This window comes from Shewanella abyssi (assembly GCF_023284025.1).
In the GTDB taxonomy this organism is placed as follows: domain Bacteria; phylum Pseudomonadota; class Gammaproteobacteria; order Enterobacterales; family Shewanellaceae; genus Shewanella; species Shewanella abyssi.
Genome location: NZ_JAKIKR010000001.1, coordinates 93,757 through 118,514, shown reverse-complemented (window position 1 = coordinate 118,514; position 24,758 = coordinate 93,757). Strand labels below are relative to the sequence as shown.

General features: G+C 41.8%; 19 protein-coding genes and 4 tRNA genes. 7 read left to right on the top strand and 16 right to left on the bottom strand.

The annotated features are described in order from the left end of the window. Positions 1-22: 22 nt before the first annotated feature. The gene (fadR, locus tag L2755_RS00535) at positions 23-742 is read right to left on the bottom strand and encodes a fatty acid metabolism transcriptional regulator FadR (RefSeq protein WP_248978789.1); all 720 of its coding nucleotides are present in this window, start codon (positions 740-742) and stop codon (positions 23-25) included. A 304-nt stretch (positions 743-1,046) separates the two neighbouring features. Here fadR and nhaB point away from each other — a divergent pair, with 304 nt between their 5' ends. From nhaB to L2755_RS00510, 5 genes are all read left to right on the top strand, one after another. Further along, on the top strand, positions 1,047-2,633 hold the full coding sequence (gene nhaB, locus L2755_RS00530) for a sodium/proton antiporter NhaB (RefSeq protein ID WP_248978788.1): 1,587 nt from the start codon (positions 1,047-1,049) through the stop codon (positions 2,631-2,633). 88 nt (positions 2,634-2,721) lie between these two features. Continuing rightward, entirely contained in the window at positions 2,722-3,231 is a 510-nt protein-coding gene (dsbB, locus tag L2755_RS00525) for a disulfide bond formation protein DsbB (RefSeq protein WP_248978787.1), read from the top strand. Positions 3,232-3,666: 435 nt separating this feature from the next. After that, entirely contained in the window at positions 3,667-5,601 is a 1,935-nt protein-coding gene (locus tag L2755_RS00520) for a PrkA family serine protein kinase (protein ID WP_248978786.1), read from the top strand. A 52-nt stretch (positions 5,602-5,653) separates the two neighbouring features. Continuing rightward, positions 5,654-6,922, top strand: coding sequence for a YeaH/YhbH family protein (locus L2755_RS00515; protein WP_248978785.1), 1,269 nt, complete (start codon positions 5,654-5,656; stop codon positions 6,920-6,922). Positions 6,923-6,931: 9 nt separating this feature from the next. Continuing rightward, complete coding sequence (locus tag L2755_RS00510; protein WP_248978784.1) at positions 6,932-8,440, top strand: SpoVR family protein; 1,509 nt, start codon at positions 6,932-6,934, stop codon at positions 8,438-8,440. Positions 8,441-8,513: 73 nt separating this feature from the next. On the opposite strand, the gene rplY is transcribed toward L2755_RS00510, so the two are convergent. The 10 genes from rplY to L2755_RS00460 all read right to left on the bottom strand — a co-directional run bounded on the left by rplY (position 8,514) and on the right by L2755_RS00460 (position 15,407). Further along, positions 8,514-8,801, bottom strand: a complete 288-nt coding sequence (rplY, locus tag L2755_RS00505; RefSeq protein WP_248978783.1) for a 50S ribosomal protein L25 — start codon at positions 8,799-8,801, stop codon at positions 8,514-8,516. A 151-nt stretch (positions 8,802-8,952) separates the two neighbouring features. Next, complete coding sequence (gene mepK, locus L2755_RS00500) at positions 8,953-9,501, bottom strand: peptidoglycan L,D-endopeptidase MepK (protein WP_248978782.1); 549 nt, start codon at positions 9,499-9,501, stop codon at positions 8,953-8,955. A gap of 96 nt (positions 9,502-9,597) precedes the next feature. Continuing rightward, on the bottom strand, positions 9,598-10,998 hold the full coding sequence (locus tag L2755_RS00495; RefSeq protein WP_248978781.1) for a L,D-transpeptidase family protein: 1,401 nt from the start codon (positions 10,996-10,998) through the stop codon (positions 9,598-9,600). A gap of 541 nt (positions 10,999-11,539) precedes the next feature. Continuing rightward, positions 11,540-11,625, bottom strand: a tRNA-Leu gene (locus tag L2755_RS00490). Positions 11,626-11,707: 82 nt separating this feature from the next. Then, positions 11,708-11,781 (bottom strand) — tRNA-Cys (locus tag L2755_RS00485). Positions 11,782-11,791: 10 nt separating this feature from the next. Then, positions 11,792-11,867: transfer RNA gene (locus tag L2755_RS00480), tRNA-Gly, on the bottom strand. Between the two features lie 152 nt (positions 11,868-12,019). Continuing rightward, positions 12,020-12,568, bottom strand: a complete 549-nt coding sequence (gene pgsA / locus L2755_RS00475) for a CDP-diacylglycerol--glycerol-3-phosphate 3-phosphatidyltransferase (protein WP_248978780.1) — start codon at positions 12,566-12,568, stop codon at positions 12,020-12,022. A gap of 47 nt (positions 12,569-12,615) precedes the next feature. Continuing rightward, entirely contained in the window at positions 12,616-14,445 is a 1,830-nt protein-coding gene (uvrC, locus tag L2755_RS00470; RefSeq protein ID WP_248978977.1) for an excinuclease ABC subunit UvrC, read from the bottom strand. Between the two features lie 27 nt (positions 14,446-14,472). Further along, positions 14,473-15,117 carry a UvrY/SirA/GacA family response regulator transcription factor gene (uvrY, locus tag L2755_RS00465; RefSeq protein WP_202289408.1) on the bottom strand — a complete coding sequence of 215 codons (645 nt, stop codon included), beginning with the start codon at positions 15,115-15,117 and terminating at the stop codon, positions 14,473-14,475. Positions 15,118-15,316: 199 nt separating this feature from the next. Beyond that, positions 15,317-15,407 (bottom strand) — tRNA-Ser (locus L2755_RS00460). 228 nt (positions 15,408-15,635) lie between these two features. Between L2755_RS00460 and L2755_RS00455 the strand changes: the two genes are divergently transcribed. Together L2755_RS00455 and fabA are read left to right on the top strand one after the other, a co-directional pair. Beyond that, positions 15,636-17,345, top strand: a complete 1,710-nt coding sequence (locus L2755_RS00455) for a S16 family serine protease (RefSeq protein WP_248978976.1) — start codon at positions 15,636-15,638, stop codon at positions 17,343-17,345. A gap of 66 nt (positions 17,346-17,411) precedes the next feature. Next, positions 17,412-17,927, top strand: a complete 516-nt coding sequence (fabA, locus tag L2755_RS00450; protein WP_202289407.1) for a bifunctional 3-hydroxydecanoyl-ACP dehydratase/trans-2-decenoyl-ACP isomerase — start codon at positions 17,412-17,414, stop codon at positions 17,925-17,927. Positions 17,928-18,000: 73 nt separating this feature from the next. Here the strand turns inward: fabA and rmf are convergent, their stop codons facing one another. The 5 genes from rmf to rlmKL all read right to left on the bottom strand — a co-directional run bounded on the left by rmf (position 18,001) and on the right by rlmKL (position 24,548). Then, complete coding sequence (gene rmf / locus L2755_RS00445) at positions 18,001-18,177, bottom strand: ribosome modulation factor (protein ID WP_248978779.1); 177 nt, start codon at positions 18,175-18,177, stop codon at positions 18,001-18,003. Positions 18,178-18,361: 184 nt separating this feature from the next. Next, the gene (locus L2755_RS00440; protein WP_248978778.1) at positions 18,362-20,242 is read right to left on the bottom strand and encodes a DUF3466 family protein; all 1,881 of its coding nucleotides are present in this window, start codon (positions 20,240-20,242) and stop codon (positions 18,362-18,364) included. 29 nt (positions 20,243-20,271) lie between these two features. Beyond that, positions 20,272-22,182 carry an ABC transporter ATP-binding protein gene (locus tag L2755_RS00435; RefSeq protein ID WP_248978777.1) on the bottom strand — a complete coding sequence of 637 codons (1,911 nt, stop codon included), beginning with the start codon at positions 22,180-22,182 and terminating at the stop codon, positions 20,272-20,274. 1 nt (position 22,183) lies between these two features. Next, positions 22,184-22,423, bottom strand: a complete 240-nt coding sequence (locus L2755_RS00430) for a glutaredoxin family protein (RefSeq protein ID WP_248978776.1) — start codon at positions 22,421-22,423, stop codon at positions 22,184-22,186. Continuing rightward, complete coding sequence (gene rlmKL, locus L2755_RS00425; protein WP_248978775.1) at positions 22,413-24,548, bottom strand: bifunctional 23S rRNA (guanine(2069)-N(7))-methyltransferase RlmK/23S rRNA (guanine(2445)-N(2))-methyltransferase RlmL; 2,136 nt, start codon at positions 24,546-24,548, stop codon at positions 22,413-22,415. The genes L2755_RS00430 and rlmKL overlap by 11 nt, the downstream gene beginning before the upstream one ends. Between the last annotated feature and the right edge of the window lie 210 nt (positions 24,549-24,758).

Genomic DNA, 24,758 nt, shown 5'->3' with positions numbered 1-24,758 from the left:
TACATTGTTATGAGCACACTATTTACTTATTAGAGTCACCCAGTCCCACTGGCATGTCATCTCTTAAACTTTGCCACATCATGCCGCTATTAATGCCGTAGGTCCGCATTAATGAGGCCACCTCAGTATAATTTTTATCGATTGCTAACAGCTGCAACTGCTTATAAAAATCCATTGCTAACGCTCGAGCATCTGCACTAGAAAAGTAGTAGCGACCGACACGACTATATAAGCCTTTAAATCCATTAAGGATTAATACATATAGGGGGTTGCCAGACGAAAATGCTAGTGTATGCTGTAATTCATAATCGAAATCAGCATAAGCCTGTGCAGTATCTTCAAGCTCATCAAGCTTTGATAATGCTTCAGCCGATTTTTCAGGGTTGTTACGAATGGCTCCACGGAAATAAATCGCGCTAACACTGCTACGCGCTGATAGCAGTTGGTCGACTAATTCAGGGAATCCATCTGGATTAAGTTCGGCAATCGTCTCAAGAATATTAAGTCCTGACGTTTCCCAGAAATTATTTACTTGAGTCGGCTTACCATGCTGAATGGTTAACCACCCATCACGTGCTAATCGTTGCAGCACTTCTCTTAAAGTGGTGCGGGTGACACCGATTAATTCTGACAACTCTCGTTCAGCTGGCAAAATAGAGCCGGGGGGAAACTTATTGTCCCAAATCGATCGTACAATATATTTCTCTGCAAAACTTGCAGGGCCTTTGGCATTGATGATCATCAGCCTATTTCATCCAATTGTTAGTATTATTTTAACACTGATCATACCAGAGCTAGTTAAAATGGAAACCAAAACAGCAGTATTAGATAAATACTGAGACGAGAAATCCGCAAAAGTGTTCAAAAAATACGCTAACGACGAGTTTTATATGATTTTTTTTGATTTAGGTAGCTGTTTAGGCAGACAATGCTTTTTAAGTTAGCCAAAAGGTTTTACCTTTAGCATCAACTGATTTATTAGTAACAACAAATTTAGTTAAATTTTTGTTATTATCAAACTATAAAAATACCAGAGTGAGGATTCCATGCCTGTGACAATGAGTCAGGCGTTTCTTGATAACTTCTTAGGCAATTCGCCAAAGTGGTTCAAATTCGCAATATTATCGTTTCTAGTGATCAACCCGGTCGTTTTTTATTTTAATCCGTTTGTTGCGGGTTGGCTGCTGGTCTTAGAATTTATCTTTACCCTTGCTATGGCACTCAAGTGCTACCCGTTGCAACCTGGAGGGTTGCTCGCTATCGAAGCCGTGATTATCGGCATGACTTCTCCCAGTCAAGTATTGCATGAAATAGAAGCTAATTTGGAAGTATTGCTGCTGCTAATCTTTATGGTTGCTGGCATTTACTTTATGAAGCAGCTATTGCTGTTTGCATTCACTAAAATCATCACTAAAATACGCTCTAAAATAGCCGTATCCTTAATGTTCTGTATCGCGTCGGCCTTTTTATCAGCCTTCCTTGATGCACTAACGGTTATCGCTGTAATTATTGCTGTAGGTGTAGGTTTTTACTCGATTTACCACAAGGTGGCATCAGGTAAGAACTTTAATGACAACCACGACCATACCAATGACGGTCAAAACCAGCTTTGTGAAGAGGAGTTAGAAGCATTTCGTGGATTTCTCCGTAACATCTTAATGCACGCTGGTATAGGTACCGCTCTAGGCGGTGTTTGTACTATGGTAGGTGAACCGCAGAACCTCATCATTGCAGCTCAAGCAAATTGGCAGTTTGCTGAATTCGCATTACGCATGTCTCCTGTGACCATCCCCGTTTTCTTTGCCGGTATCTTTACTTGTTATCTTGTCGAAAAATTCAAAGTTTTCGGCTATGGCCAACAACTACCCGACGCAGTTCATAAAATTTTATCTGACTATTCTGCACACGAAGATGCTCATCGAACTAAGCACGACAAGATGAAACTGGTAGTGCAAGCACTGGTTGGTATTTGGCTCATTTTCGGATTAGCATTTCACTTGGCATCTGTTGGTTTAATCGGTCTATCCGTTATTATTCTAACCACCGCATTTAATGGTGTGACCAATGAACACGCGCTAGGTAAAGCGTTTGAAGAAGCTTTACCATTTACCGCTTTATTAGCCGTTTTCTTTGCGATTGTCGGTGTGATTATCGATCAGCAACTTTTTGTTCCAGTCATTCAATGGGCGCTAAGTTATGAAGGCAACACCCAGTTGGTAATTTTCTATATCGCCAACGGACTACTTTCAATGGTGAGTGACAATGTGTTTGTGGGTACTGTCTATATCAATGAAGTAAAAGCGGTATTGCTTGATGGCCAAATCACCCGCGATCAGTTTGATCTTCTCGCTGTTGCGATTAACACAGGTACTAACCTACCGTCAGTAGCGACACCGAATGGTCAGGCTGCATTCCTGTTCCTGCTCACTTCCGCTATTGCTCCTCTCATTCGCCTGTCATACGGCCGTATGGTTTGGATGGCGCTACCTTATACAATTGTTTTATCTATCGTAGGTGTACTCACGATACAGTTTGGCGCTTTAGAACAGATGACCCAGTATTTCTACGATACAGGGATGTTGATCCATCACAGTGTTCAAGAAGCTGGCAATAGTGCAGTATCAGCGCATTGATAATGCAATAACTGAACTATTTTAATCATAGTTAGTCCTATAAAACGCCCTAATTAGGGCGTTTTATATTTGCAATGGAGACTTGTCGTTGAATGCATTAACCCGTTTTGCCCAATCACGAGCCGCTTGGCTGACCCTCACTGCTACCGCTGTTATGTTAGAGTTAGCAGCGCTGTTTTTCCAATATGTCATGAAGCTCGATCCTTGTGTGATGTGCATCTATCAAAGGTTAGCTATCTTTGGTATTTTGTTTGCTGCGGTTATAGGTTTAGCAGGTTACCAATCTCGTATTGCTAGATTGGCAGCGTTGATCATATGGGGAGTAAGCGCCGCATGGGGACTAAAACTTGCACTAGAATTAGTAGATATGCAAACCAACCCATCTCCATTTGCAACCTGTTCATTCCTCCCGGAGTTTCCAACTTGGATGCCACTGCATGAATGGTTTCCATCGGTGTTTATGCCAACAGGAATGTGTTCAGATATACCATGGGAGATGATGGGTGTAACGATGGGACAATGGATGATTGTTGCGTTTTCAGTTTACCTTGTTGCCTTGTTAATCTGTTTTGTACCCGCTTTAAGGTTAAAGAAGTAGCTAATCTTCATTTTCTAATGTCTGGTAACATCAAGTCAGCCAAGATATTTATCTTCATATACAACAAGTAACTAATCCGAGTTTTCTATAAGCTCGGATTTTATTAGCCCTCGCTTCATGACCAATTACTCAATATCCTCCTGTTAGTCCTAATCACATTTAGACAATCAAAAATAGACAATGACGATAACTCATCATTCCGCTAATTTTTTGCAAACTATAAACGTAAAAAACGGCTATTTATTAGTCTCTAATTTGAACGAATAAAGCATTATTAGCGGCTTTATCTCAACTGCAACTATTGCAATTGCAACTATTTCTTATTGTTTTTATTTGGTTTTTCATCTCATCCCTAGCAAATTAGGTCTAACCTTAATAGTAGGAGGCCACAGTTATCAGCCTCTAATTCTATTTAGGTTGTTTAGGGGGTGGTTTATGGGTATTTTCGAGCATTACCAACAGCGCTATGAAAAAAAACTTGATGAAGAGTATTCATTAGAGGAGTTTTTGAGCATATGTAAAGAGGACCGTTGCGCATTTGTATCTGCAGCCGAACGGCTATTAATCGCCATTGGTGAACCAGAATTAATTGATACTTCAAAAGAGCCAGTACTCAGTCGGCTATTTTCTAATCGTTTGATTTCCAGATATCCAGCCTTCAAAGACTTTTATGGAATGGAATCAGCCATTGAACAAATTGTGGCTTATTTGAAACATTCGGCCCAAGGACTGGAAGAGTCAAAACAGATCCTTTACCTCTTAGGGCCAGTAGGTGGTGGTAAGTCCTCCTTAGCAGAGAAACTTAAAGCATTAATGCAAAAGGTACCCATTTATGTCCTCACCGCTGACGGTGTTCGCAGCCCCGTCAATGACCATCCATTTTGCCTATTTAACCTAGATGAAGATGGTCAAATCCTTAAGCAAGAGTACAATATTCCAAAACGGTACTTGAAAAGCATTATGTCACCTTGGGCTGTTAAACGTCTGCATGAGTTTGGCGGTGATATTTCAAAGTTCAAAGTGGTCAAAGTCTACCCTTCAATCTTAGATCAGCTCGCTATTGCCAAAACAGAGCCTGGTGATGAAAACAATCAAGATATCTCATCGCTAGTCGGTAAAGTTGATATTCGACAGTTAGAGCATTTTGCACAAAATGATGCAGATGCCTATTCTTATTCAGGCGCCTTATGTCGTGCAAACCAAGGCATGATGGAGTTTGTAGAGATGTTTAAAGCACCGATTAAAGTGCTTCACCCACTATTGACTGCAACCCAAGAGGGAAATTATAACGGTACAGAGGGGCTTTCAGCCCTGCCCTTCGGTGGCATTATTCTCGCCCACTCTAATGAATCAGAGTGGACAGCCTTTAGGAATAATAAAACCAATGAAGCATTTCTGGACCGTGTTTATATCGTAAAAGTCCCTTATTGTTTACGCTTATCTGAAGAGGTACGGATTTACGAAAAACTACTCACAAACTCAGAGTTAGCCAATACCCCTTGTGCACCAGGTACGCTAGAAACTTTGGCACAATTCAGTGTACTTTCACGTGTAATCGCCCCAGAAAACTCTTCTATTTACTCCAAAATGCGGGTGTATAATGGCGAAAGCCTTAAAGATACCGACCCTAAAGCAAAATCATATCAAGAGTATCGAGACTATGCCGGTGTAGATGAAGGTATGGTGGGCTTATCAACCCGTTTTTCATTCAAAATATTGTCAAAAGTATTTAATTTCGACAATACAGAAATCGCCGCAAATCCAGTGCACCTCTTTTATGTATTAGAGCGTCAAATTGAGCAAGAGCAGTTTCCAGCAGAAACCGCTGAGCGATATTTAGAGTTCCTAAAGGGCTACCTTATTCCTAAATATGTTGAATTCATCGGTAAAGAGATCCAAACAGCTTATCTAGAGTCCTATTCCGAATATGGACAGAACATTTTTGACCGTTATGTCACCTATGCGGATTTTTGGATCCAAGATCAAGAATACAGAGACCCAGAAACAGGGCAACTTTTTGATAGATCAGCACTAAATGCTGAACTTGAAAAGATAGAAAAGCCCGCTGGGATCAGTAACCCCAAAGACTTCAGAAATGAGATTGTTAACTTTGTACTTAGGGCAAGAGCCAATAACGAAGGCACTAACCCGCTGTGGACTAGTTATGAAAAACTCAGAACCGTTATTGAGAAGAAGATGTTCTCTAACACAGAAGATCTGCTTCCCGTAATCTCTTTTAATGGCAAAACATCTACTGATGATCAACGAAAACATGATGATTTTGTTAACCGTATGATGGAAAAAGGCTATACCCAAAAGCAAGTTAGATTGCTATCAGAATGGTATCTGAGAGTCAGAAAATCTTCTTAATAAAGCCAAATGGGGGAGGTTTTTCCCTCGCTTCATAGGCTCGGAGGCGCGAATGGCCAATTTCATAGATCGAAGGCTCAATGCAAAAGGCAGGAGTACAGTTAATCGTCAGCGATTTCTTAATCGCTATAAAAAACAGATTAAAAAAGCGGTGAGTGATGCTGTTACACACCGCAGTGTCACCGATGTCGATAAAGGGGAGAAAATAAGCATTCCCACCCGTGACATAAGCGAACCTACATTTCACCAAGGCAGTGGCGGAGTCAGAGAGCGTGTTCACCCAGGAAATGATAAATTCAGCCGTGGAGATCAAATTGAAAGACCCCCTTCCGGTGGAGGTCAAGGTGCCGGACAAGGTGAAGCCTCTGATTCCGGCGAAGGTAATGACGATTTTGTATTTCAGATCTCAAAAGATGAGTATTTGGAGTTACTGTTTGAAGATTTGGAGCTGCCTAACCTGCAAAAAAATCGACTTAACAAACTCGTGGAGTATCAAGTTTATCGGGCTGGGTTTACCAATGATGGCGTGCCAGCCAATATCAATATCATTCGTTCATTACGGTCCTCTATTGCGCGCCGCATGGCAATGACATCATCAAAAAAACGTACAGTAAAAGAACTACAAAAAGAACTTATGGAGCTTGAAGGTACAGCGGGTTCTAACGCTGAGCGCATATTAGCCCTTAGAGCCGAGATTGACGATCTTCAGCGCCGAATAAAGAAAGTGCCATTTATTGACACCTTCGATTTGCGTTATAACAATTATGCTAAACGTGAAGTTCCTTCAAGCCAAGCTGTTATGTTCTGCCTTATGGACGTTTCTGGTTCGATGGACCAAGCAACAAAAGACATGGCAAAGCGTTTTTATATCTTGCTATACCTCTTTTTAACTCGCACCTATAAAAACTTGGAAGTGGTTTACATCCGCCACCATACCCAAGCAAAAGAGGTTGATGAACACGAATTTTTCTACTCACAAGAAACTGGTGGAACCATTGTTTCAAGTGCACTTAAATTAATGCATGAGATCCAACAAAAACGTTACCCGGCTAATGAGTGGAATATATATGCAGCACAAGCCTCCGATGGAGACAACTGGGCCGATGACTCACCTTCTTGTCGTCAGGTCCTCGAAAAACAGTTACTGCCTGTTGTCAGGTATTTTAGCTATATAGAAATAACCAACAGAGCGCATCAAACACTGTGGCGAGAGTACGAAACATTACAGAAAACACACGCCAACATCGCGGTTCAACACATAAAACAAGCCGAAGATATCTATCCCGTGTTTAGAGAGTTATTCAAGAAACAAGCAGTGTAAGGGGACATTATGGACAAAACAGAAAAAAGAAAACCGTTAGATGATGGACCCGATTGGAATTTTGATCTGCTACAAAGCTATTTGACCGAAATAGAGCGCGTCGCTAACCACTACCGGTTAGATTCATACCCTAATCAAGTAGAAGTAATTACTGCAGAACAGATGATGGATGCCTACGCTGGAATAGGGATGCCTATTGGCTATACTCATTGGTCCTTCGGTAAACGCTTTATCGAGACAGAGCAGGGTTATAAGCGCGGACAAATGGGGTTAGCTTATGAAATTGTCATTAATTCAGATCCCTGCATCGCCTATCTTATGGAAGAAAATACTATCACCATGCAAGCCTTAGTGATGGCCCATGCCAGTTTCGGCCACAATAGCTTTTTTAAGGGCAACTATCTATTTAAAACATGGACCGATGCAAGTTCCATAATAGATTACTTAGTGTTTGCCCGTAATTACATCAGTGAGTGTGAAGAGTTGCATGGTATTGAAAGAGTTGAAAGTATCATTGACTCATGCCATGCACTAATGAGTTTTGGTGTAGACCGATATAAACGTCCAAGTGAGATCTCCTTTAAAGAGGAGCAAATGCGTCAAAAAGATAGAGAAGCCTATCTACAAAGCCAAGTTAACGATCTCTGGCGCACGGTGCCAGAAACACCACAAGAGGAGTCAATGGCTAAAAAACAGCATTTCCCATCAGAGCCGCAAGAAAATATATTGTACTTCATTGAGAAAAATGCCCCACTTTTAGAGCCTTGGCAAAGGGAAATTGTTCGAATAGTGAGGAAAATGGGCCAATACTTCTACCCACAAAAACAAACTCAAGTGATGAACGAAGGCTGGGCTACATTTTGGCATTACACCATTCTTAACCATCTATATGATGAAGGGCTGGTGACAGATAGGTTTATGCTAGAATTTTTACAAAACCATACCAATGTTGTCATCCAACCTAGCTACAATAGCCCACACTATAGTGGCATAAACCCATACGCCCTTGGCTTCAATATGTTTATTGATATTCGTCGCATATGTGAGAAACCTACCGAAGAAGATAAAGAATGGTTTCCTGATATTGCAGGGAGTGATTGGCTAACAACGGTGCACTTTGCGATGGAAAACTTCAAAGATGAAAGTTTTATTAGCCAATACCTTTCACCCAGCATCATTCGTCAGTTTAGGCTTTTTTCAATCCTAGATGATGACAATAAAAATCACCTAGAGGTTTCAGCTATTCATGACGAGCAGGGGTACAAAGAGATAAGAGAAAAGCTATCGCAGCAATATAACTTGTCTAACCTAGAGCCAAATATACAAGTCCACAATGTGGAAGTATCAGGTGATAGGTCTTTAACATTACGTTATGTTCCAAATGCGAGGATCCCGTTAGCTGACACCCGGCATGAAGTCGTCAAACATATCCATCGTTTATGGGGGTTTGATGTAAGGATTGAACAAGGTGAAAATGGAGAGAATAAGGTGATAGCCGCCTGCCCTGAACGCAGTTAGACAACATTTAAATCACGTTTTGCCATCACAAAAAAAAGCGCCAAATTAGGCGCTTTTTCAATTCACTTAAAACTTAAGCAAATTTGAAGTCAATATGTTCAACTAAAGTCTTGTACGCATGACGTTGCATGTCTTGAACACGTACTAATACATCTTTACCATCTAAAGCGATAGTTAGGTCAGTATTGTAGAAATCGTCGTTGCCTTGGATGTTGATGATATCTTTATGATCAAAAACGATAGAGATAGCTTCTTTACCTGGACCATAGATAACAGCAGGAACTTTGTTAGCATGACGTAGGCGGCGGCTCGAACCTTTCCCGATTTCAGTGCGGATTTGTGCAGCAATAGTGTAAGACATAATAAAACTCACTTAATAGAAATAAGATATAAAAATTACAGTGACGATTTTCGACCAACCATCACTGGCTAAAAGCGGGCGGATATTAACATACAATCGTAAACTAAACAAAAAAATGTTCGAGTTCACTTATTGATAATGACGACCACTGTTACCAGCTTCTTATAGGCCCGGTATCGATATGCACGAATCCGGAATTTGGGTAGTAGCCAACACCACCTAAGTTAAGTGCAATAGCAGCACTTCTTACCTCGGCGAGGTCCACACCAAGGATTGCGATATCTAATGCCATTCCCTTCATATGATAGCTTTTCTTTGCGACACCATTACTTCTTTTAGCTAACATTTCGTTGGTTTTTGGCGAACGGTAGCCCGATATAATATGAAAATCATCATCAAAACTCAGTGATTTTTTCAATTGATATGCAAAGTCAAATAATCGTTTATCCATAGGGGCAGCTTCATTTTGACGATGATCTCTTAAAACTTGACTAAAATCTGTTAAAATATCAGTCTGATAATCACCATCAATCCAATAGCTTCCCTGCTCTCGCTCACCTGTATGGCGGTTATAAAAACCTAAACTGCGAACCCCTTTGGTTGAACGACTTGCCTGTGCCTTTGTTGGAAGCATTGAAAACATTGCAACTCCACCAAGGCCCAATAATAACTGTCTACGAGCAGAACATACTACGGTCACACTTTCACCACTGACTACTTTTCCTACAACTGGCAGGCAAATTAACCTGTTTATTTTGGGAATGCAAATAATCAGTATAAAATATCGCTATGTGTTCTATAAGTCGTTGATTTGTTCTTTTGTAGAACCAGAAACCGCCGTCATCAGCTGTTTCTGGTAGATATCGTTTCTAAATTGAGCGAGGTTGTTTTTGTCTATCCAAGCAGTCCAATACACTAGATGTACATCGAGTGTCGCATTAAGTGCAAACCACTGGGTTTTTTGCGTATCAACATGCCTGTCAACCCATGTCTGCTTATCTTTAACTAAGTTTGCAGCGATCCAGTTAGCCAATCCTTCAACATTTTCTACCCGTATGCAACCCGATGAAAGTGCTCTATTGCTACGCTGAAATAATTTTTGATCTGCAGTATCGTGTAAATAGATACTATGGTCATTTGGGAAGTAGAATTTATACCGACCTAAGGTATTATTGACTCCAGGACGTTGAACGAACCGGAATGGGAATGGACCCATCGCTAAATCACGCCACTGCTCTGCCGACTTAACAACTTGATTTCCATTGCGATCAAAAACATCAAACGCTCGCTTTTCAATATAGTTACCGTCTTTCCTCACTAGTGGTAAGAGATCATTGTATAAAATCGTTTTTGGCACTCTCCAGCTAGGATTAATCACTACGTTTGAGATTGAGCTACTGAGTAATGGGGTTTGACGGTAAGGCTTGCCGACTATCACTCTTGACGCTAACTCAACTCGGCCATTATTAAATAACTCCAATTCAAAAGCGGGAATATTAACCACAAGAAAGCTTTGCGATTGCTGTGCCATAAACTCGGCTCTTAACATAAAGTTATTGGCCAGTATTGAAACTCTCTCACTGGGCAGTATGTTTAACCATTTCAATGTTTCTGGCCCAATGATCCCATCAGGATTTAGACCATGTCTCCTCTGGAAGCTTTTTATGGACTTCACCAGCGCATCATTATAGTTATTTGGCGTTTTTGGCATCGCCAGCGGAGGCGCAGCATCTCCGAGTAACCATAAACGCTTAGCTATCTCAGCTGTGGCCGAATGATTCTTATTAGGCCTTAGAAGGCCTTCAATCTCAATAGGAGTCCATGCCACTGTCATTGATAGCCATTGTAGGTGTCGTAAACGATTCTGTAATTGTAGGTAACTTGGTAAGCTTGGCTCTATCGCCATAGCTCTTACATAAGAGTCTTTAACTGACTTGTAGGCAGGGTTGCGGATAGGTATGTGCCTACGAGTCCAAAACTCAACAATCTCATGTTCTATATTGGCAATGTCATCTCTAGAAGCAACTAACTGAGATAAGCGTTGCTTAGCAAGCTCATACCTAGGCTCAGGCTCCACAACGAACATTAGCGCCAATTGCTGAGATAGCATACGTTGAGCACTACTATCTCGCTCATTCCCTTCCGCAAAGAAGCTAACAACAAAAATAAAACAGCATAAAACACTAGTAAACCGCATATGCACACCTTACCCGCCACAACAAACTAAGTATGGCAAACAATCATGTTTTGCATATGACAGTGTTCAGAATAAAAACGAGGTTGTTAAAAATCAAAACATAACCAACTTGTTACTTTACTTTTACGCCAGACTTAAGTTGATGCTACAGGCAAGAAGGATATAAAAGAGCAAAAATAAATGGAGTGATGAACAATTTTCGGGAACAAAAAAGCCCCAACTTTCGTTGAGGCCTTTTTGCAACTCTCCGAAGAGAATTATATGGTACCGAGGCCGGACTTGAACCGGCACGAGCCCTGTTAAGAGTAGCGAGGGATTTTAAATTCCATTGGCAGGGACTTAACTGAGTTCAATAAATACTGGATACAAAAAAGCCCCGACTAGTGTCGAGGCTTGAATGATGGTACCCGAGGCCGGACTTGAACCGGCACGTGCCCTGTTAAGAGTAGCGAGGGATTTTAAATCCCATTGGCAGGGACTTAACTGAGTTCAATAAATACTGGCTACAAAAAAGCCCCGACTAGTGTCGAGGCTTGAATGATGGTACCCGAGGCCGGACTTGAACCGGCACGCCTATTAAGCGAGGGATTTTAAATCCCTTGTGTCTACCGATTCCACCACTCGGGCAAACTCGTCAGTTTTGATGATACGTGTTATCGGTAGAAACACTGCCGTTAATTGCTTAACAACTCATCAAACTCTTAATTTGTGGAGGCGCGACCCGGAGTCGAACCGAGATCGGCGGATTTGCAATCCGCAGCATAGCCATTCTGCCATCGCGCCACTATTAAATTGGAGCGACATATCGGGTTCGAACCGATGACCTATACCTTGGCAAGGTATCGCTCTACCAACTGAGCTAATGTCGCATTTCAATTTAATCTGTAATCAAGTTCTTGCTTAGTTCGCTTCCCCTTGACTACGGAATGGCATTCTACCGATTTGTGTCTGAGAGTCAACGCTATATTTATAGATAAATAACTGCTTGCGCACTAATTAATCTTATTGTTTTTTTAACGAGCTACTCGGCCGTTAAATCACCCCAAGCGGCCATTATATAGCTCATCATCGACCAAAAAGTCAGAACTGTTGCAACATAAAACAAACCAAATGCACTATAGATAATAAAATCATTTGGCTGCCAAATTAATCCTGTGATAGCAGTCATCTGTGCAGCTGTTTTATATTTACCTATCCAAGAGACAGCGACCGCGCCTCGTTTACCGATTTCAGCCATCCACTCTCTTAAAGCGGAAATAACGATCTCCCGACCAATCATAAACAATGCCGGTAAGGTCAACCAAACACTATCATATTGAGCCACAAGCAACACCAACGCTGTAGTCACCATGATTTTGTCCGCTACGGGGTCAAGGAAAGCACCAAATCGAGTTGATTGTTTTAATTTTCGAGCGGCGTACCCGTCGAGCGCATCAGTCACTGCAGCTAACCAGAAAACAAAAGCCGCGGCAAAAAGGGCCCAACTGTCAGGCATGTAAAAAAGAACAACAAACACGGGTAACAGTAATAGTCTGAACAGTGTTAACGCAATAGGGATGTTAAATGGCATCATAAAACCTAAAATTCAAAAGCAGCGCCAATCTTGCCTTAATTTTACTACCCTCGCAATGCATCATGTATTGTTTGTGCCATTTCTAAGCTGATACCGGGTACTTTTGCCAATTCTGCTACACTCGCTCCCTTAACTTCCTGTAATCCACCTAAATGTTGCAATAGTGCCTTACGCCTTTTAGGTCCGACTCCTTCAATAGATTCGAGTGAAGAGGTGTTGCGGGTTTTCTGACGCTTATTACGGTGTCCTGTTATGGCAAAACGGTGGGATTCGTCTCGTATATGCTGGATCAAATGCAAAGCACCTGAATCTGCTGGCAAAGAAAAAGACACTTCATTTTCGCCATAAATCAATGTTTCCAGACCCGGCTTGCGACCTTCGCCTTTGGCAATGCCTATCAATGTCGGCGCGTGATCTAATGAAACAAATTTCTCATCAACTATTTTTTGGGCAATGCGTAACTGCCCTAACCCACCATCAATAAACAATATATCGGGTACCTTGGCACCGGCGACCACCTTATCGAAACGGCGACTAATGGCTTGCTTCATTGCAGCATAGTCATCGCCGGGGGTAATACCATTAATATTATAACGACGATAATCGGCTTTATGGGGACCTTCTCTATTAAACACGACGCATGAAGCTACCGTACTTTCACCCATGGTATGGCTGATATCAAAACATTCCATTCGTTGTATTTTATGACTGACTTCAATAGCCTCTTCTAGTAACAAGAACCTTTGTTCAACAGTATTCTTATGAGAAAGCCTGGTATTGACCGCATTCGTCGCATTCGTTATCGCTAAACGTAAAAAACGTGCTCTCTCCCCACGAACTTGGGATTTTATTTCTACTTTTCTTTCCTGAGCTGCTTTGATGGCACTAGCAAGCTGTTCTTGCTCGTCAAAAGCGTCACTGACCAGGATCTCTTTAGGCGTTATTCGTTGGCTGTCCGAATTCAGATAAAATTGAAACATGAAGGCGCGCAGTACTTCAGACAACTCTGTATTAATAGGCACTTTGGGGTAGTAACTGCGGCTACCGAAGATCTTACCTTCTCGAATAAACAACAGATGAAAACAAGCGACTCCTGATGCAAAGTGCACGCCTATTACATCCATATCACCTGAAGAATGAGACACTTCTTGCTGCTCTGCGACTCGCCTTAGCGCGGTGATCTGATCTCGGTAACGAGCGGCGTCCTCATAATGGAGCTCAGCAACAGCTTGCTCCATCTTGCCAACAAGTGCCTTGGTGACCTGCTGATCTTTGCCCTTTAAAAATAGGGCTGCTAGTGTCACTTGTTCTTGATAGTCTGTAAGCGATACGTAGTCTACACAGGGCGCACTGCAACGACCAATTTGATACTGTAAGCAGGGACGAGACCTTGCTTTGTAATACAAGTCATCACATTGACGAATGGGAAATATTTTTTGCAGTAGATGTAAGCTCTCACGGACAGCGCCTCCATTGGGATAAGGTCCAAAATATTGGCCTTTATCTCTCTTGGGACCTCTATGATATGAGAGTCTCGGATGCTTGTGGTTACTTAACAGGATATATGGATAGGACTTGTCATCTCTAAGCAGGACATTGTATTTAGGCATGTACTGCTTAATGTAATCATTTTCTAGGATCAGAGCATCGGTTTCACTATGGGTTACAGTGACATCGATATTGGCAATTCTTGATACCAATGCTTGGGTTTTTACATTGCCTAGGTTTTTACGAAAGTAGGAAGATAACCGTTTTTTGAGGTCTTTTGCTTTACCAACATAGATAACGATATCTGCAACATCATACATTCGGTAAACACCGGGTGATGAGGTCACAGTGTTCAAAAACTCATTGGAATTAAACGCTTCTGTCATACGCTCTTTATCTATCAATTAACTCAATTAAAACTGGCCTGTATCGAGCATCTTATAGCGTATCGCTAATCGAGTGAGTTCAACATCTCCACCAATACCTAACTTTGCAAACAAACGATAGCGATAGCTGTTAACCGTTTTAGGGCTCAAGTTAAGCTGTTCAGAAATATCGCTGACCTTTTCACCATTGGTGATCATTAACATGATCTGCAGCTCTCTTTCAGAAAGTGTTTTAAATGGGTTGTCTTCAGATTGATTAAATTGACTTAGCGCCATTTGCTGCGCGATTTCAGGTGATAAGTAACGCTGTCCATGTGCGACTTGTCTAATAGCCTGCAGCACCTCTGGAGAGGTCGCCCCCTTGGTTAAATAACCAGAAGCACCTGCTTGCATCACTTTGGTGGGAAAAGGATCTTCAGTGTGTATCGTTAGTACGATAATTTTAGCATGCGCTTGAAACCTGAGTATTTTACGTGTGGCTTCTAAGCCTCCAATACCCGGCATATTCATGTCCATTAAAATGACATCAGCTTCGTTTTTACGACACCACTGTACAGCGGTCTCTCCATCACCCGCTTCACCTACGACCTTAATTCCGCGTTCGTCTTCCAAAATCCGTCGAATACCGGTGCGTACAAGCTCATGGTCATCGACCAAATATACTGATATCAAAGCTGCCCTACCTTAAATTAATCTGGCTTGAATCAAACGAGATCCGAGCTATCTTACTCAGTCTAATTTAGCCCATAAACTTCAAATTAGAAAGATAAATTTATATAAGTGCCAAGCAGACAATATAGTATATTACTCTTTATAACAACGAGTTAGATAGAAAGCAAAAAGGCAGCCTATTAGGCTGCCTTCTTTAATGTGGCGGAGAGATAGGGATTTGAACCCTAGATGGGCTATAAACCCATGCCGGTTTTCAAGACCGGTGCATTCGACCACTCTGCCATCTCTCCGAACGCCGTAGATATTAGGCGTTTAAGCTATCATTGTAAATACCAAATGCTTGAAAATTTGCCGCCAACTGCACAACTGGCTATCTTAGCAACAAATTGACGTTTCTTTATGCTCTATGCCTCCCCATGCTCAGAATATGATTACGCAAACAGCTAACACTGACATATTGATGGCTAGCAGCAATACTATGGTAATATCGGCTTAATAGAAAAACTTACATGATATATATGAACTCAAACATTATTCCCACTGCCGCACTTAAACCGCAATTTACATTACCAGCGGATATAGTTACTGAAAGTTCACCTGAGATGCGACTCATTGGTCAGTCGCGTGTTCGTGATGCATTCAAACTTTTAGGGCACACTCACAACCAACATATGTACTTAGCCGACTTCTCAGGCTGTGATCGCAAGCACATCATCAAAGCACTTGTTCATACAGAAGGCGTATTCCCTAGTAAAAGCCTTATATTACAAGACAACACGACCGCTTGGCATGAAACTGAAGTGGATAGTGAAGCCGCCGTATTAGCGAGTAAACAGACTCAATATCAATACCTTTCCGGCACCATCAAAAAGCATGACCTTATTGGTCGCTACGATGAAAAAACCAAACAATATAAAGCGGGAGCCTTTGCTAACTGCTATTACCTATTTATCTGTGCGGATTCAATTTGGAAACGTGATGCGCTTTGGGATCTACTACTGGAAGTACTCGATAAAAAAGAGTATCAAGTCCACTCTAGCCTTCCGCCTTTTGCGCTTGGCTGTAAAGTAATACTCATCGGCTCCATTAACCAGTACGGGCAGTGCTGGTTAGGTGAAGCTAGTTTTTCAAATCATTTCCCTCTTTTAGGGGAACTCATCAACGAAATAGACCGAAATGAAGTCAGCCTAGATGAGTATAACCAGTGGTTAAACTGTATTTTAAATGATCTTAATCTAACGTTGGATAGAGAAGTTAGACTGGCATTGCTTCAATACAGTGCCAGATTAGCAGATCATCAACAGCGATTAAGTTTGCTGTCAATTAACATCCAGCAGCTGTTAGTTCAAGCTAGCGCATACGCGCATCAGCCACATATCGACGTCAAGGCATTCCAACATAGTATTGACATGTTTAACCAACGCCACAACGCCTCTGAAAAGCTTTCAGAGCAGAATTTTGATGATCTATTTATCAGCCTCCCTACGCAAGATGAGATGATTGGCCAAATAAATGGCTTAACCGTCATTGAAAATGCCGAATACAGTTATGGGGAACCCGCAAGAATTACCGCATCGGTACATTACGGTGATGGTGAAGTTGCCGACATTGAGCGAAAATCTGAACTAGGCGGTAACATTCATGCCAAAGGAATGATGATCTTATCCTCCTGTTTGTATCGTATTTTTGGTAAAGATGCGCCTTTACATCTCAATGCAAATATAGTGTTCGAACAGTCTTATCAAGAGATCGATGGCGACAGTGCCTCGCTTGCAGAATATTGCAGTTTGATCTCCGCTATTTCAGAAAAACCAATAAAACAAAGTATTGCTGCAACAGGAGCAATCGATCAATTCGGCAATGTACAGGCTATTGGTGGTGTTAACGAAAAAATTGAGGGCTTCTTTAAACTGTGTCAACGACGTGGTTTAACGGGTCACCAAGGTGTCATTATTCCTTGCTCTAATATGCAGCAGCTGAACTTACACCGTTCCGTTATCGATGCGGTAGAAAAAGGACTATTCACTTTATACCAAGTTAAACACATCGATGAAGCGGCTGAGATATTAATGCAAACCCCAGCAGGCAATGCAGATCAAGACAACCAGTTTCCTGATGATTCACTTTATGGCTTAGTACAGACAAGATTAGAGGCTTTAGCCGGTTATCAAGATGAAGAAAAGTCTTTTTTTGTGAAACTGCGCGAAAAATTGTCATTTTCTAGCTGATCGGAGTTGTTTAGCGTACACGTGTTCGCTAATCTTGGCTCTCAAATTGCTGGAGAATGAAAAATAATGAGTAACGCAAACAGTTTTACCAAAGAAGACCTTGTCGCCTGTGGACTAGGTAAACTTTTCGGACCTAACTCTCCGAGATTACCGAAAGACAATATGTTAATGATGGACCGCGTACTTAAAATTAATGCAGATGGCGGTGAGTTCGGTAAAGGTGAAATTGTAGCTGAGCTAGATATCAATCCTGACCTTTGGTTTTTCGACTGCCATTTTGCGTCAGATCCAGTGATGCCAGGCTGTCTAGGTTTAGATGCTATGTGGCAACTAGTGGGTTTCTTCCTGGGTTGGGAAGGCGCTGAAGGTAAAGGACGAGCATTGGGTGTAGGCGAAGTTAAGTTTACCGGTCAAGTGCTGCCAGAAGCTAAAAAAGTAACCTATAAGCTAACGATTAAGCGTAAGGTGTATCGTAAATTGGTCATGGGCATTGCAGACGCCACTATGGAAGTCGATGGCCGTGAAATATACAGCGCAAAGGATTTAAAAGTGGGTATTTTCAAAGATACTTCAAGCTTCTAAATTTTTAATTTTAGTCGCCGAGATCGAAAACGCCCTCAAATTAGAGGGCGTTTCTGTAATACCTACTTAAGCGTTACTTGTTAAACAATCCAGTTAACCTACCATCAATACCTTCTCGCCAACCACCAAGCCATTGCGATTTTGAATCGAGTGTCGAATATGGACAAATCTCTTTAGAACGGCCCCCAACCCCAGCCTGAAACCCTTTCGAAAAAGCTCTGTCTAATCGATCTCGTTTTTGTCTCTTCATGCAAGCGTCCTCTCTTCCATAATGATAGAAGCTAATGCTTCAGTACTATGAATAAAACTATTTGCAGCAGAGATCAATCAAAAATAACTCACTCATTAGCGCCTAAATATTAAGCTGTTGAGTTATGTGGTAAAAATAAATATAAAAAAAATCGAGGCTAATTGCCTCGATTTAGTCTACTCATCTATTTCCGTCTACGTCTCAACCACACCAGTGGTAGCATTAACAACCAACCAAGGCTTGCCGCACCTTGTCTTACGTAGTCTTCACTCTCACCACTTTCATCAATACAGTTGTTAGCCGCTTTCCATTCGTCAGTCACTTCAGTGCCATCGGTCTGGATAACCATCATGCGAGGTAAAAAGGCAGTAAATGGGTTGCCATAGCCATCGAGTAAGAAAAATGGCAGTCCATTTTCACCGATGACGATATTACCGTCAGCATCAAATTCATAAGAGGGCTTACGAATAAACGCGGTACCGACGATGGTGCCACTGTCATTAATACTATTGGCTTCAACAATGACGATTTCACTGCTGTAAGTTAGCATCTTTCCAGAGCCATCTTCAACTTCAACTTCGTGACGAACCCATTTATCTGTTTCAGGGTCTTTCTCAAAACCTTTTGACTTACAGGTCAGTAGATCATTTAAGTTACTGAACTCCTCTTTATCGATATCATAAAGAAAGCCCGCTTTTGGCCGCGGCTTCTCTTTTTCATGAGTCGTTTCAATATAACCAACCACTTGACCGTTATTATTAATACTGCGGCCACGGCTACTTAAATCCGATAATGAGTTATATAAATCATTCGGGGTAACCACTTCAGCATTTGCATCATTGGTATCGATATAGAAAAACTTATCGCGAGTATAACCTTCGATGTACTTATTATAACTGCCAATCAAAATACCGTTATCATTGATGTCATAGGCTATTGATGAACGTACATCTTTAACCGTATCAACATCTACCCAGTTATAATCATAAGAACCGTCACTAGCTTCAGTCCAATAAGCGGCGTCAAAGTACAGTCTATCGCTATTACCATCACGATAAACATATGAACGACCAGCCACTACGCCATCAGCGTTTATGCCTAACCCTTGGCTGGTATAAACACTCTCGTTTGTTGGCTCTAACCCTAAGGGCAGTATCTTTGCTTCTGTAATTGCACCGTTCACATAACGCCATACATAACCACGTGTTTGATATTGAATATCACTATAACCGTAAGTATTGACGAACTGCCTATTTTGAACACAGATATCGGTTGGTGCTGTTTCACTGTCATTTGAGACACATGAATCGATGATACTTGCACTGCTTGAACTAATATCAGTACTGGCATAGCCGGTAATCAAATTGGCACTATTGACTGCTGTTGCGCTAGAGAAGCCACCAACATTAACAGTAACATCGCCATCGTCCTGCTCTGATACATACTCGAAATAGGGCGGAATTATTGCTATTTCAGTATTGTTATCATCCTTGACGAAACCACGCTGTTCATACTCACGGTAATACCAAAATTCTTGTGTGGTGCTTGAACCGGAATAAGCAAGTTGCTGTTCAGTGGCCGTCATTGCGCCGACTTTTAGCTTTGCATCGTTAATACCGTAGTAAAAAGTATCCACTGAGTTGACTGTATCTTCATCAACGAAGTTCGGTGCAGTGGTGCCATTTACGCTTTCAAATGTGGGTAACCAAGGTGTAGTGGCATCATTCTCAATAGCGGTAAAGGTAAAGTTATTGGCTAAAATTGGCAGATTAACAGAGTAGGTTATGGTTTCTGCATCGGAAACACCATCTTCGATATCGATAACACCATCATCGTCTTCATCAACTGTGAGTTTCTTTTTACCTTTTGCTGCGCCAACCGCTTCATCATTATTATTGACCGACATGCCATAGCCGTTACGGGTATTAGCAATGGTGCCATTAAGGTTAAACGTATCCGCATCTAAATTTTTGATTTCATATACGGATGCAGCTTGTGCACCTTGAAGTACGCTTAATACGCCTACAGCCACTAAGGATAGGGTTTTTTCCAACTTAAACTTCATGAACTCACTTCCCATTTTTTATTTTTAGCTTACTTCAATGATTCGAGCTCTTCCCATCGCTCGAAGTAACTCTCTAGTAGACCTTCCTTATCGGACAAAGTCTTTAGCTTCTCATTTACCGTTTTTTGCTCCTGAGCATAAAAATCAGGGCCACTAATGATACTTTGTAATGCCTCAAGTTCCTGCTCTAACTGTTCCATCATTGCAGGTAATGACGCTAATTCTCGTTGTAATTTAAACGATAATTTTTTTACCGGTTTCACGACTTCTACTGGCTTTTTCTCAGCAACTGCAGGTTGGACATTCTTTATCTCCTGAGGTTCCTCAGAATAAAATTTAGCTCCCTGAGATACGGCATCTTGGTAACCACCAACATATTCGCTCCAACCGCCATTACCCGTAAACCACCAACTGCTCGTTACCGTGTTATCTATAAATGCTCTATCGTGGCTGACCAGTAGCAAGGTCCCTTTATAGTCAGCCAGTAAAGATTCAAGCAACTCTAACGTTTCGATATCGAGATCGTTTGTTGGTTCATCGAGAATAATAAGATTTGCAGGGCGAAGCAACAAGCGAGCAAGTAATAGGCGATTTTTTTCACCACCAGACAAGGCTTTAACCGGTGTACGTGCTCGCATAGGTGAAAATAGAAAATCCTGCAAGTAGCTCAGAATATGTCTGTCTTGACCATTGATAGTGACGGTTTTCTTGCCCTCACCGACATTCTCTTCAACTGTTTTCTCTGGATCAAGTGCTTCACGATATTGGTCAAAATAAGCGATTTCGAGCTTAGTACCCACTTTCACCGTGCCTGACTGCGCTTCTAACTGGCCAATGAGCAGTTTAACTAAGGTTGATTTACCACAACCGTTAGGACCGATAAGTGCAATTCTATCGCCGCGCATGACGGTGGTATTAAAGTTCTTAACCAAATTTTTATCAGGAAGGTTGTACTCTAGGTTCTCAATGTCAAACACCAGTTTGCCAGAACGGTCGGTATCCGCGACGGCCATCTTTGCGCCACCTTGGCGGTTAAGCCGTGCCATACGTTCAACTCGAAGGTCTTTAAGTGCGCGTACGCGTCCTTCATTTCGAGTTCGACGGGCTTTTACCCCTTGGCGGATCCACACCTCTTCTTCTGCTAACTTTTTATCAAAGAGCGCATTCTGCTCTGCCTCAACCCGCAACCATTCAGCTTTACCCGTTAGGTAAGCTTGGTAACTCCCCGGCCAAGATGTTGCGATACCGCGGTCAAGATCAACGATACGCGTCGCCATTCTATCGATAAAGCCTCTATCGTGACTGATGAAAACGATAGCGCCACGGTAGCTCAGTAAAAACTTCTCCAACCATTCAATGGTATCAATATCGAGATGGTTAGTGGGTTCGTCGAGTAATAATAGATCCGGATCGCTCACCAATGAGCGCGCTAAAGCGACCTTACGTTGCCAACCACCGGATAATTCTGACAATGCAGCATCAGGATCTAAGCCTAATAGTTCGCAGTTTTGGTTAATACGACTGTCTAACTGCCAACCGTTTAAATGGTCAATATCACCTTGAAGCCTTTCCATCTGCTTCAGCATGCGGTTCATATCATCCATCGACGCCGTAGCAACATCATGAGATAACTGGTGGTAACGCTCCAGTTTTTCACCCACCTCTTTCAAGCCTGCGGCTATATAAGCATAAACAGTTCCCTGCTCTGCTTTAGGTGGATCTTGCTGTAAGCGACTGACTTTGACGTCGGTAGCAATATTAAATTCACCTTCGTCAAGCAGTACATCGCCACTAAGTACCTTCATAAGACTGGATTTACCAGTACCATTTCGGCCTACAATACAAACACGTTCACCGGGTTCAATCGTGAAATCAGCTTTTTGCAATAACGGGGTATAACCATAGGCTAAAGAGCCGTTATTTATACGTACTAAACTCAACTTACGCTCCTAAAAATTCTTCTAATGCTTCGAGGTCAAATGGCCAACTTAGTTCACTATTGCACGCTGTCTTTTTAATAACAGGAATGCGAGTGCCGTAATCTTCAGCTAATTGCTCGTTATCGCAAATATCTTGGGCAACAAAGGTTACTTGTATTTGTTGAAGTAACCCTGCTGCAAGTTCACACAGATGGCAAGCCTCGGTGTGATATAAAATAATGGCACTGGCCTTACTCGGCATGCGTAATAAGCCAGGTATTATGGATTTGAGGATTACGTTTAAAATCAAGCGGTAGCGTCTGGTTATCAATATTTTTAATAACCATACCAGCTGCTTCTAAATCCGCAATTTCCATCTTGAATTTGCGCTTATTGTTCGAGAAAACAATCTCCCCACCAGGATTAAGTATCTTAATTAGGTTACTTAATAATGGCACGTGATCACGCAGCACATCGAATGAGTCTTCCATGCGCTTTGAGTTTGAAAAGGTAGGTGGATCGACAAAAATAAGGTCGAATCGGTCGTGAGTACGCTTAATCCACTGCAAACAGTTCGCTTGCACAAACTGATACTTGTCATCATTCAAGCCATTAAGCGCAAAGTTCTCTTTCGCCCAGTTAATATAAGTATTTGACATATCAACAGTGGTTACCGACGTTGCACCGCCCATTGCGGCATGAACCGAGGCGGTTCCGGTGTAAGCAAACAGATTACACACACTGCGGCCTTTAGACTTTTCACCCACTAGCTTACGCGTTAAGCGGTGGTCTAAAAATAAGCCGGTATCAAGATACTCTTTCAGATTGAGCTTAAATTTGGCGCCATACTCGGTGGTGATCAACTCAAGTTTATTCGTGTTCATCTTTTCGTATTGTGAAATGCCCTTTTTACGCTCACGGGTTTTCAACACAATATTATTGGGATCGATACCTATCGCATGTGGTAGAGCAATAAGCACGTCCGTTAGACGACGCTTAGAAACAGATTCTGGAATTTCAGAAGGCGCTGCGTACTCATAAATCACTACGTAATCTAGGTATTTATCAATAGCCACATTGTATTCAGGTATGTCGGCATCATACAGACGGTAACTATCAATACCCTCTTTTTTGGCCCACTTTTGTAACTGCTTGAAGTTCTTTTTAACACGATTAGCAAAAGGCACCGCAATGTCACTAACATCACCATCGCGTTTAATCGTGGCAGGATCGACTCTACGAGTGTTCTCTGCGTGGACAGTATAAAGATTGAAAGCACACTCTAATGCGCCGTTATTCATCTTCATCTGTTTATCAGCTTTAAGCTTTAATGCAGATAGCAGTTCAACATCACTATTAAGAATGGCTAAGTTCCAACCGCCAAATTCAGCTTTAAATTTATCACCGAGTTGGTAATACAGCTGCAATAGAGAGGTCACATTACCGAGTCTTTCCCCGTAAGGAGGGTTAGATATTAGATAACCGCTCGATGCTGGCACTGTAATATTAAGCGCATCACCCACACTAAAATCAATAAACTCTAATACTCCAGCATTTTCGGCGTTGCGCTTAGCGAGAGCTACAATTCTCGAATCAATATCAGAACCATAAAACTTAACTTTACAGCGTGATTTACCAAGAGATGCTCTAGCATGGGCTTCATCTAACAGCTCTTGCCATACTTTGTCGTTGTGGGGTAACCACTTTTCAAAACCAAAGCGCTCTCTGTGTATGCCTGGGGCAATATCACAAGCTAACATAGCTGCTTCAATCAGTATGGTTCCACTACCACAGAAAGGGTCAAGAATGGTCACGGGTGACTTTTTCCAGCCACTACGAACCAGCATATTCGCGGCTAAGTTCTCTTTCAGCGGTGCTTCACCCGTTGTTGAACGGTAACCACGTTTGTGCAATGCAGGACCAGAAAAATTGATCCCTAAGGTAATTTCACCACGGCGGTAATGTGCATCAATTTTGTAGTCTGCATCAATTTTTTCAACATTCGGCCGAGAAAAGTCATCATCTCGAAAGCGGTCAACAATCGCATCTTTAATCTTCAAAGCACCAAATTGGGTGTTATTAATAAAACCACCCATGCCATGAAAATCAACACTGAAAGTACTGCGATTAGAGAACTGCATCTGCCAATCAATACCATAAGCAGCATTATATAATTGCTCAGGCGACTCACAGGGACCTTTATAGATCACTAAAATGATTCTGCTGGCTAGTCTCGACCACAAGGTGATCCGATAACCAAGTTCTAGCGAAGCAGTAAAATAAACCCCCGCAACACTTTCTTTGATATCTGAAGCGCCAAGCTCCGCTAATTCAAGCGATAACGCGTATTCGTAGCCCCGAGGAGCAGCAGCAAAAAAATTTAACATCGATAGATAGACACTGAATAAAAATTAGTTAGTGATTATACCCGTAAGCGCCACTAAATGATAAAAAGATCTTAGCTTAAAGTCGATATATTCTAAATGGTATAATAAAAGTACGATGTTTTATCTAATTTGTGTATCCACTTTGTTAGGGCTAACGGCAACTCAGTGGTTTATTTTGCTTGTGACAAGACGTTAGCTAAACATCAGTCA

What these genes read in the sequence shown, in the direction of transcription:
- fadR (WP_248978789.1), bottom strand. Translation starts at nt 742, where the DNA reads ATGATCATCAATGCCAAAGGCCCTGCAAGTTTTGCAGAGAAATATATT.
- nhaB (WP_248978788.1), top strand. Translation starts at nt 1,047, where the DNA reads ATGCCTGTGACAATGAGTCAGGCGTTTCTTGATAACTTCTTAGGCAAT.
- L2755_RS00520 (WP_248978786.1), top strand. Translation starts at nt 3,667, where the DNA reads ATGGGTATTTTCGAGCATTACCAACAGCGCTATGAAAAAAAACTTGAT.
- L2755_RS00515 (WP_248978785.1), top strand. Translation starts at nt 5,654, where the DNA reads ATGGCCAATTTCATAGATCGAAGGCTCAATGCAAAAGGCAGGAGTACA.
- L2755_RS00510 (WP_248978784.1), top strand. Translation starts at nt 6,932, where the DNA reads ATGGACAAAACAGAAAAAAGAAAACCGTTAGATGATGGACCCGATTGG.
- rplY (WP_248978783.1), bottom strand. Translation starts at nt 8,801, where the DNA reads ATGTCTTACACTATTGCTGCACAAATCCGCACTGAAATCGGGAAAGGT.
- L2755_RS00495 (WP_248978781.1), bottom strand. Translation starts at nt 10,998, where the DNA reads ATGCGGTTTACTAGTGTTTTATGCTGTTTTATTTTTGTTGTTAGCTTC.
- pgsA (WP_248978780.1), bottom strand. Translation starts at nt 12,568, where the DNA reads ATGCCATTTAACATCCCTATTGCGTTAACACTGTTCAGACTATTACTG.
- uvrC (WP_248978977.1), bottom strand. Translation starts at nt 14,445, where the DNA reads ATGACAGAAGCGTTTAATTCCAATGAGTTTTTGAACACTGTGACCTCA.
- L2755_RS00455 (WP_248978976.1), top strand. Translation starts at nt 15,636, where the DNA reads ATGAACTCAAACATTATTCCCACTGCCGCACTTAAACCGCAATTTACA.
- fabA (WP_202289407.1), top strand. Translation starts at nt 17,412, where the DNA reads ATGAGTAACGCAAACAGTTTTACCAAAGAAGACCTTGTCGCCTGTGGA.
- rmf (WP_248978779.1), bottom strand. Translation starts at nt 18,177, where the DNA reads ATGAAGAGACAAAAACGAGATCGATTAGACAGAGCTTTTTCGAAAGGG.
- L2755_RS00440 (WP_248978778.1), bottom strand. Translation starts at nt 20,242, where the DNA reads ATGAAGTTTAAGTTGGAAAAAACCCTATCCTTAGTGGCTGTAGGCGTA.
- L2755_RS00430 (WP_248978776.1), bottom strand. Translation starts at nt 22,423, where the DNA reads ATGCCGAGTAAGGCCAGTGCCATTATTTTATATCACACCGAGGCTTGC.
- rlmKL (WP_248978775.1), bottom strand. Translation starts at nt 24,548, where the DNA reads ATGTTAAATTTTTTTGCTGCTGCTCCTCGGGGCTACGAATACGCGTTA.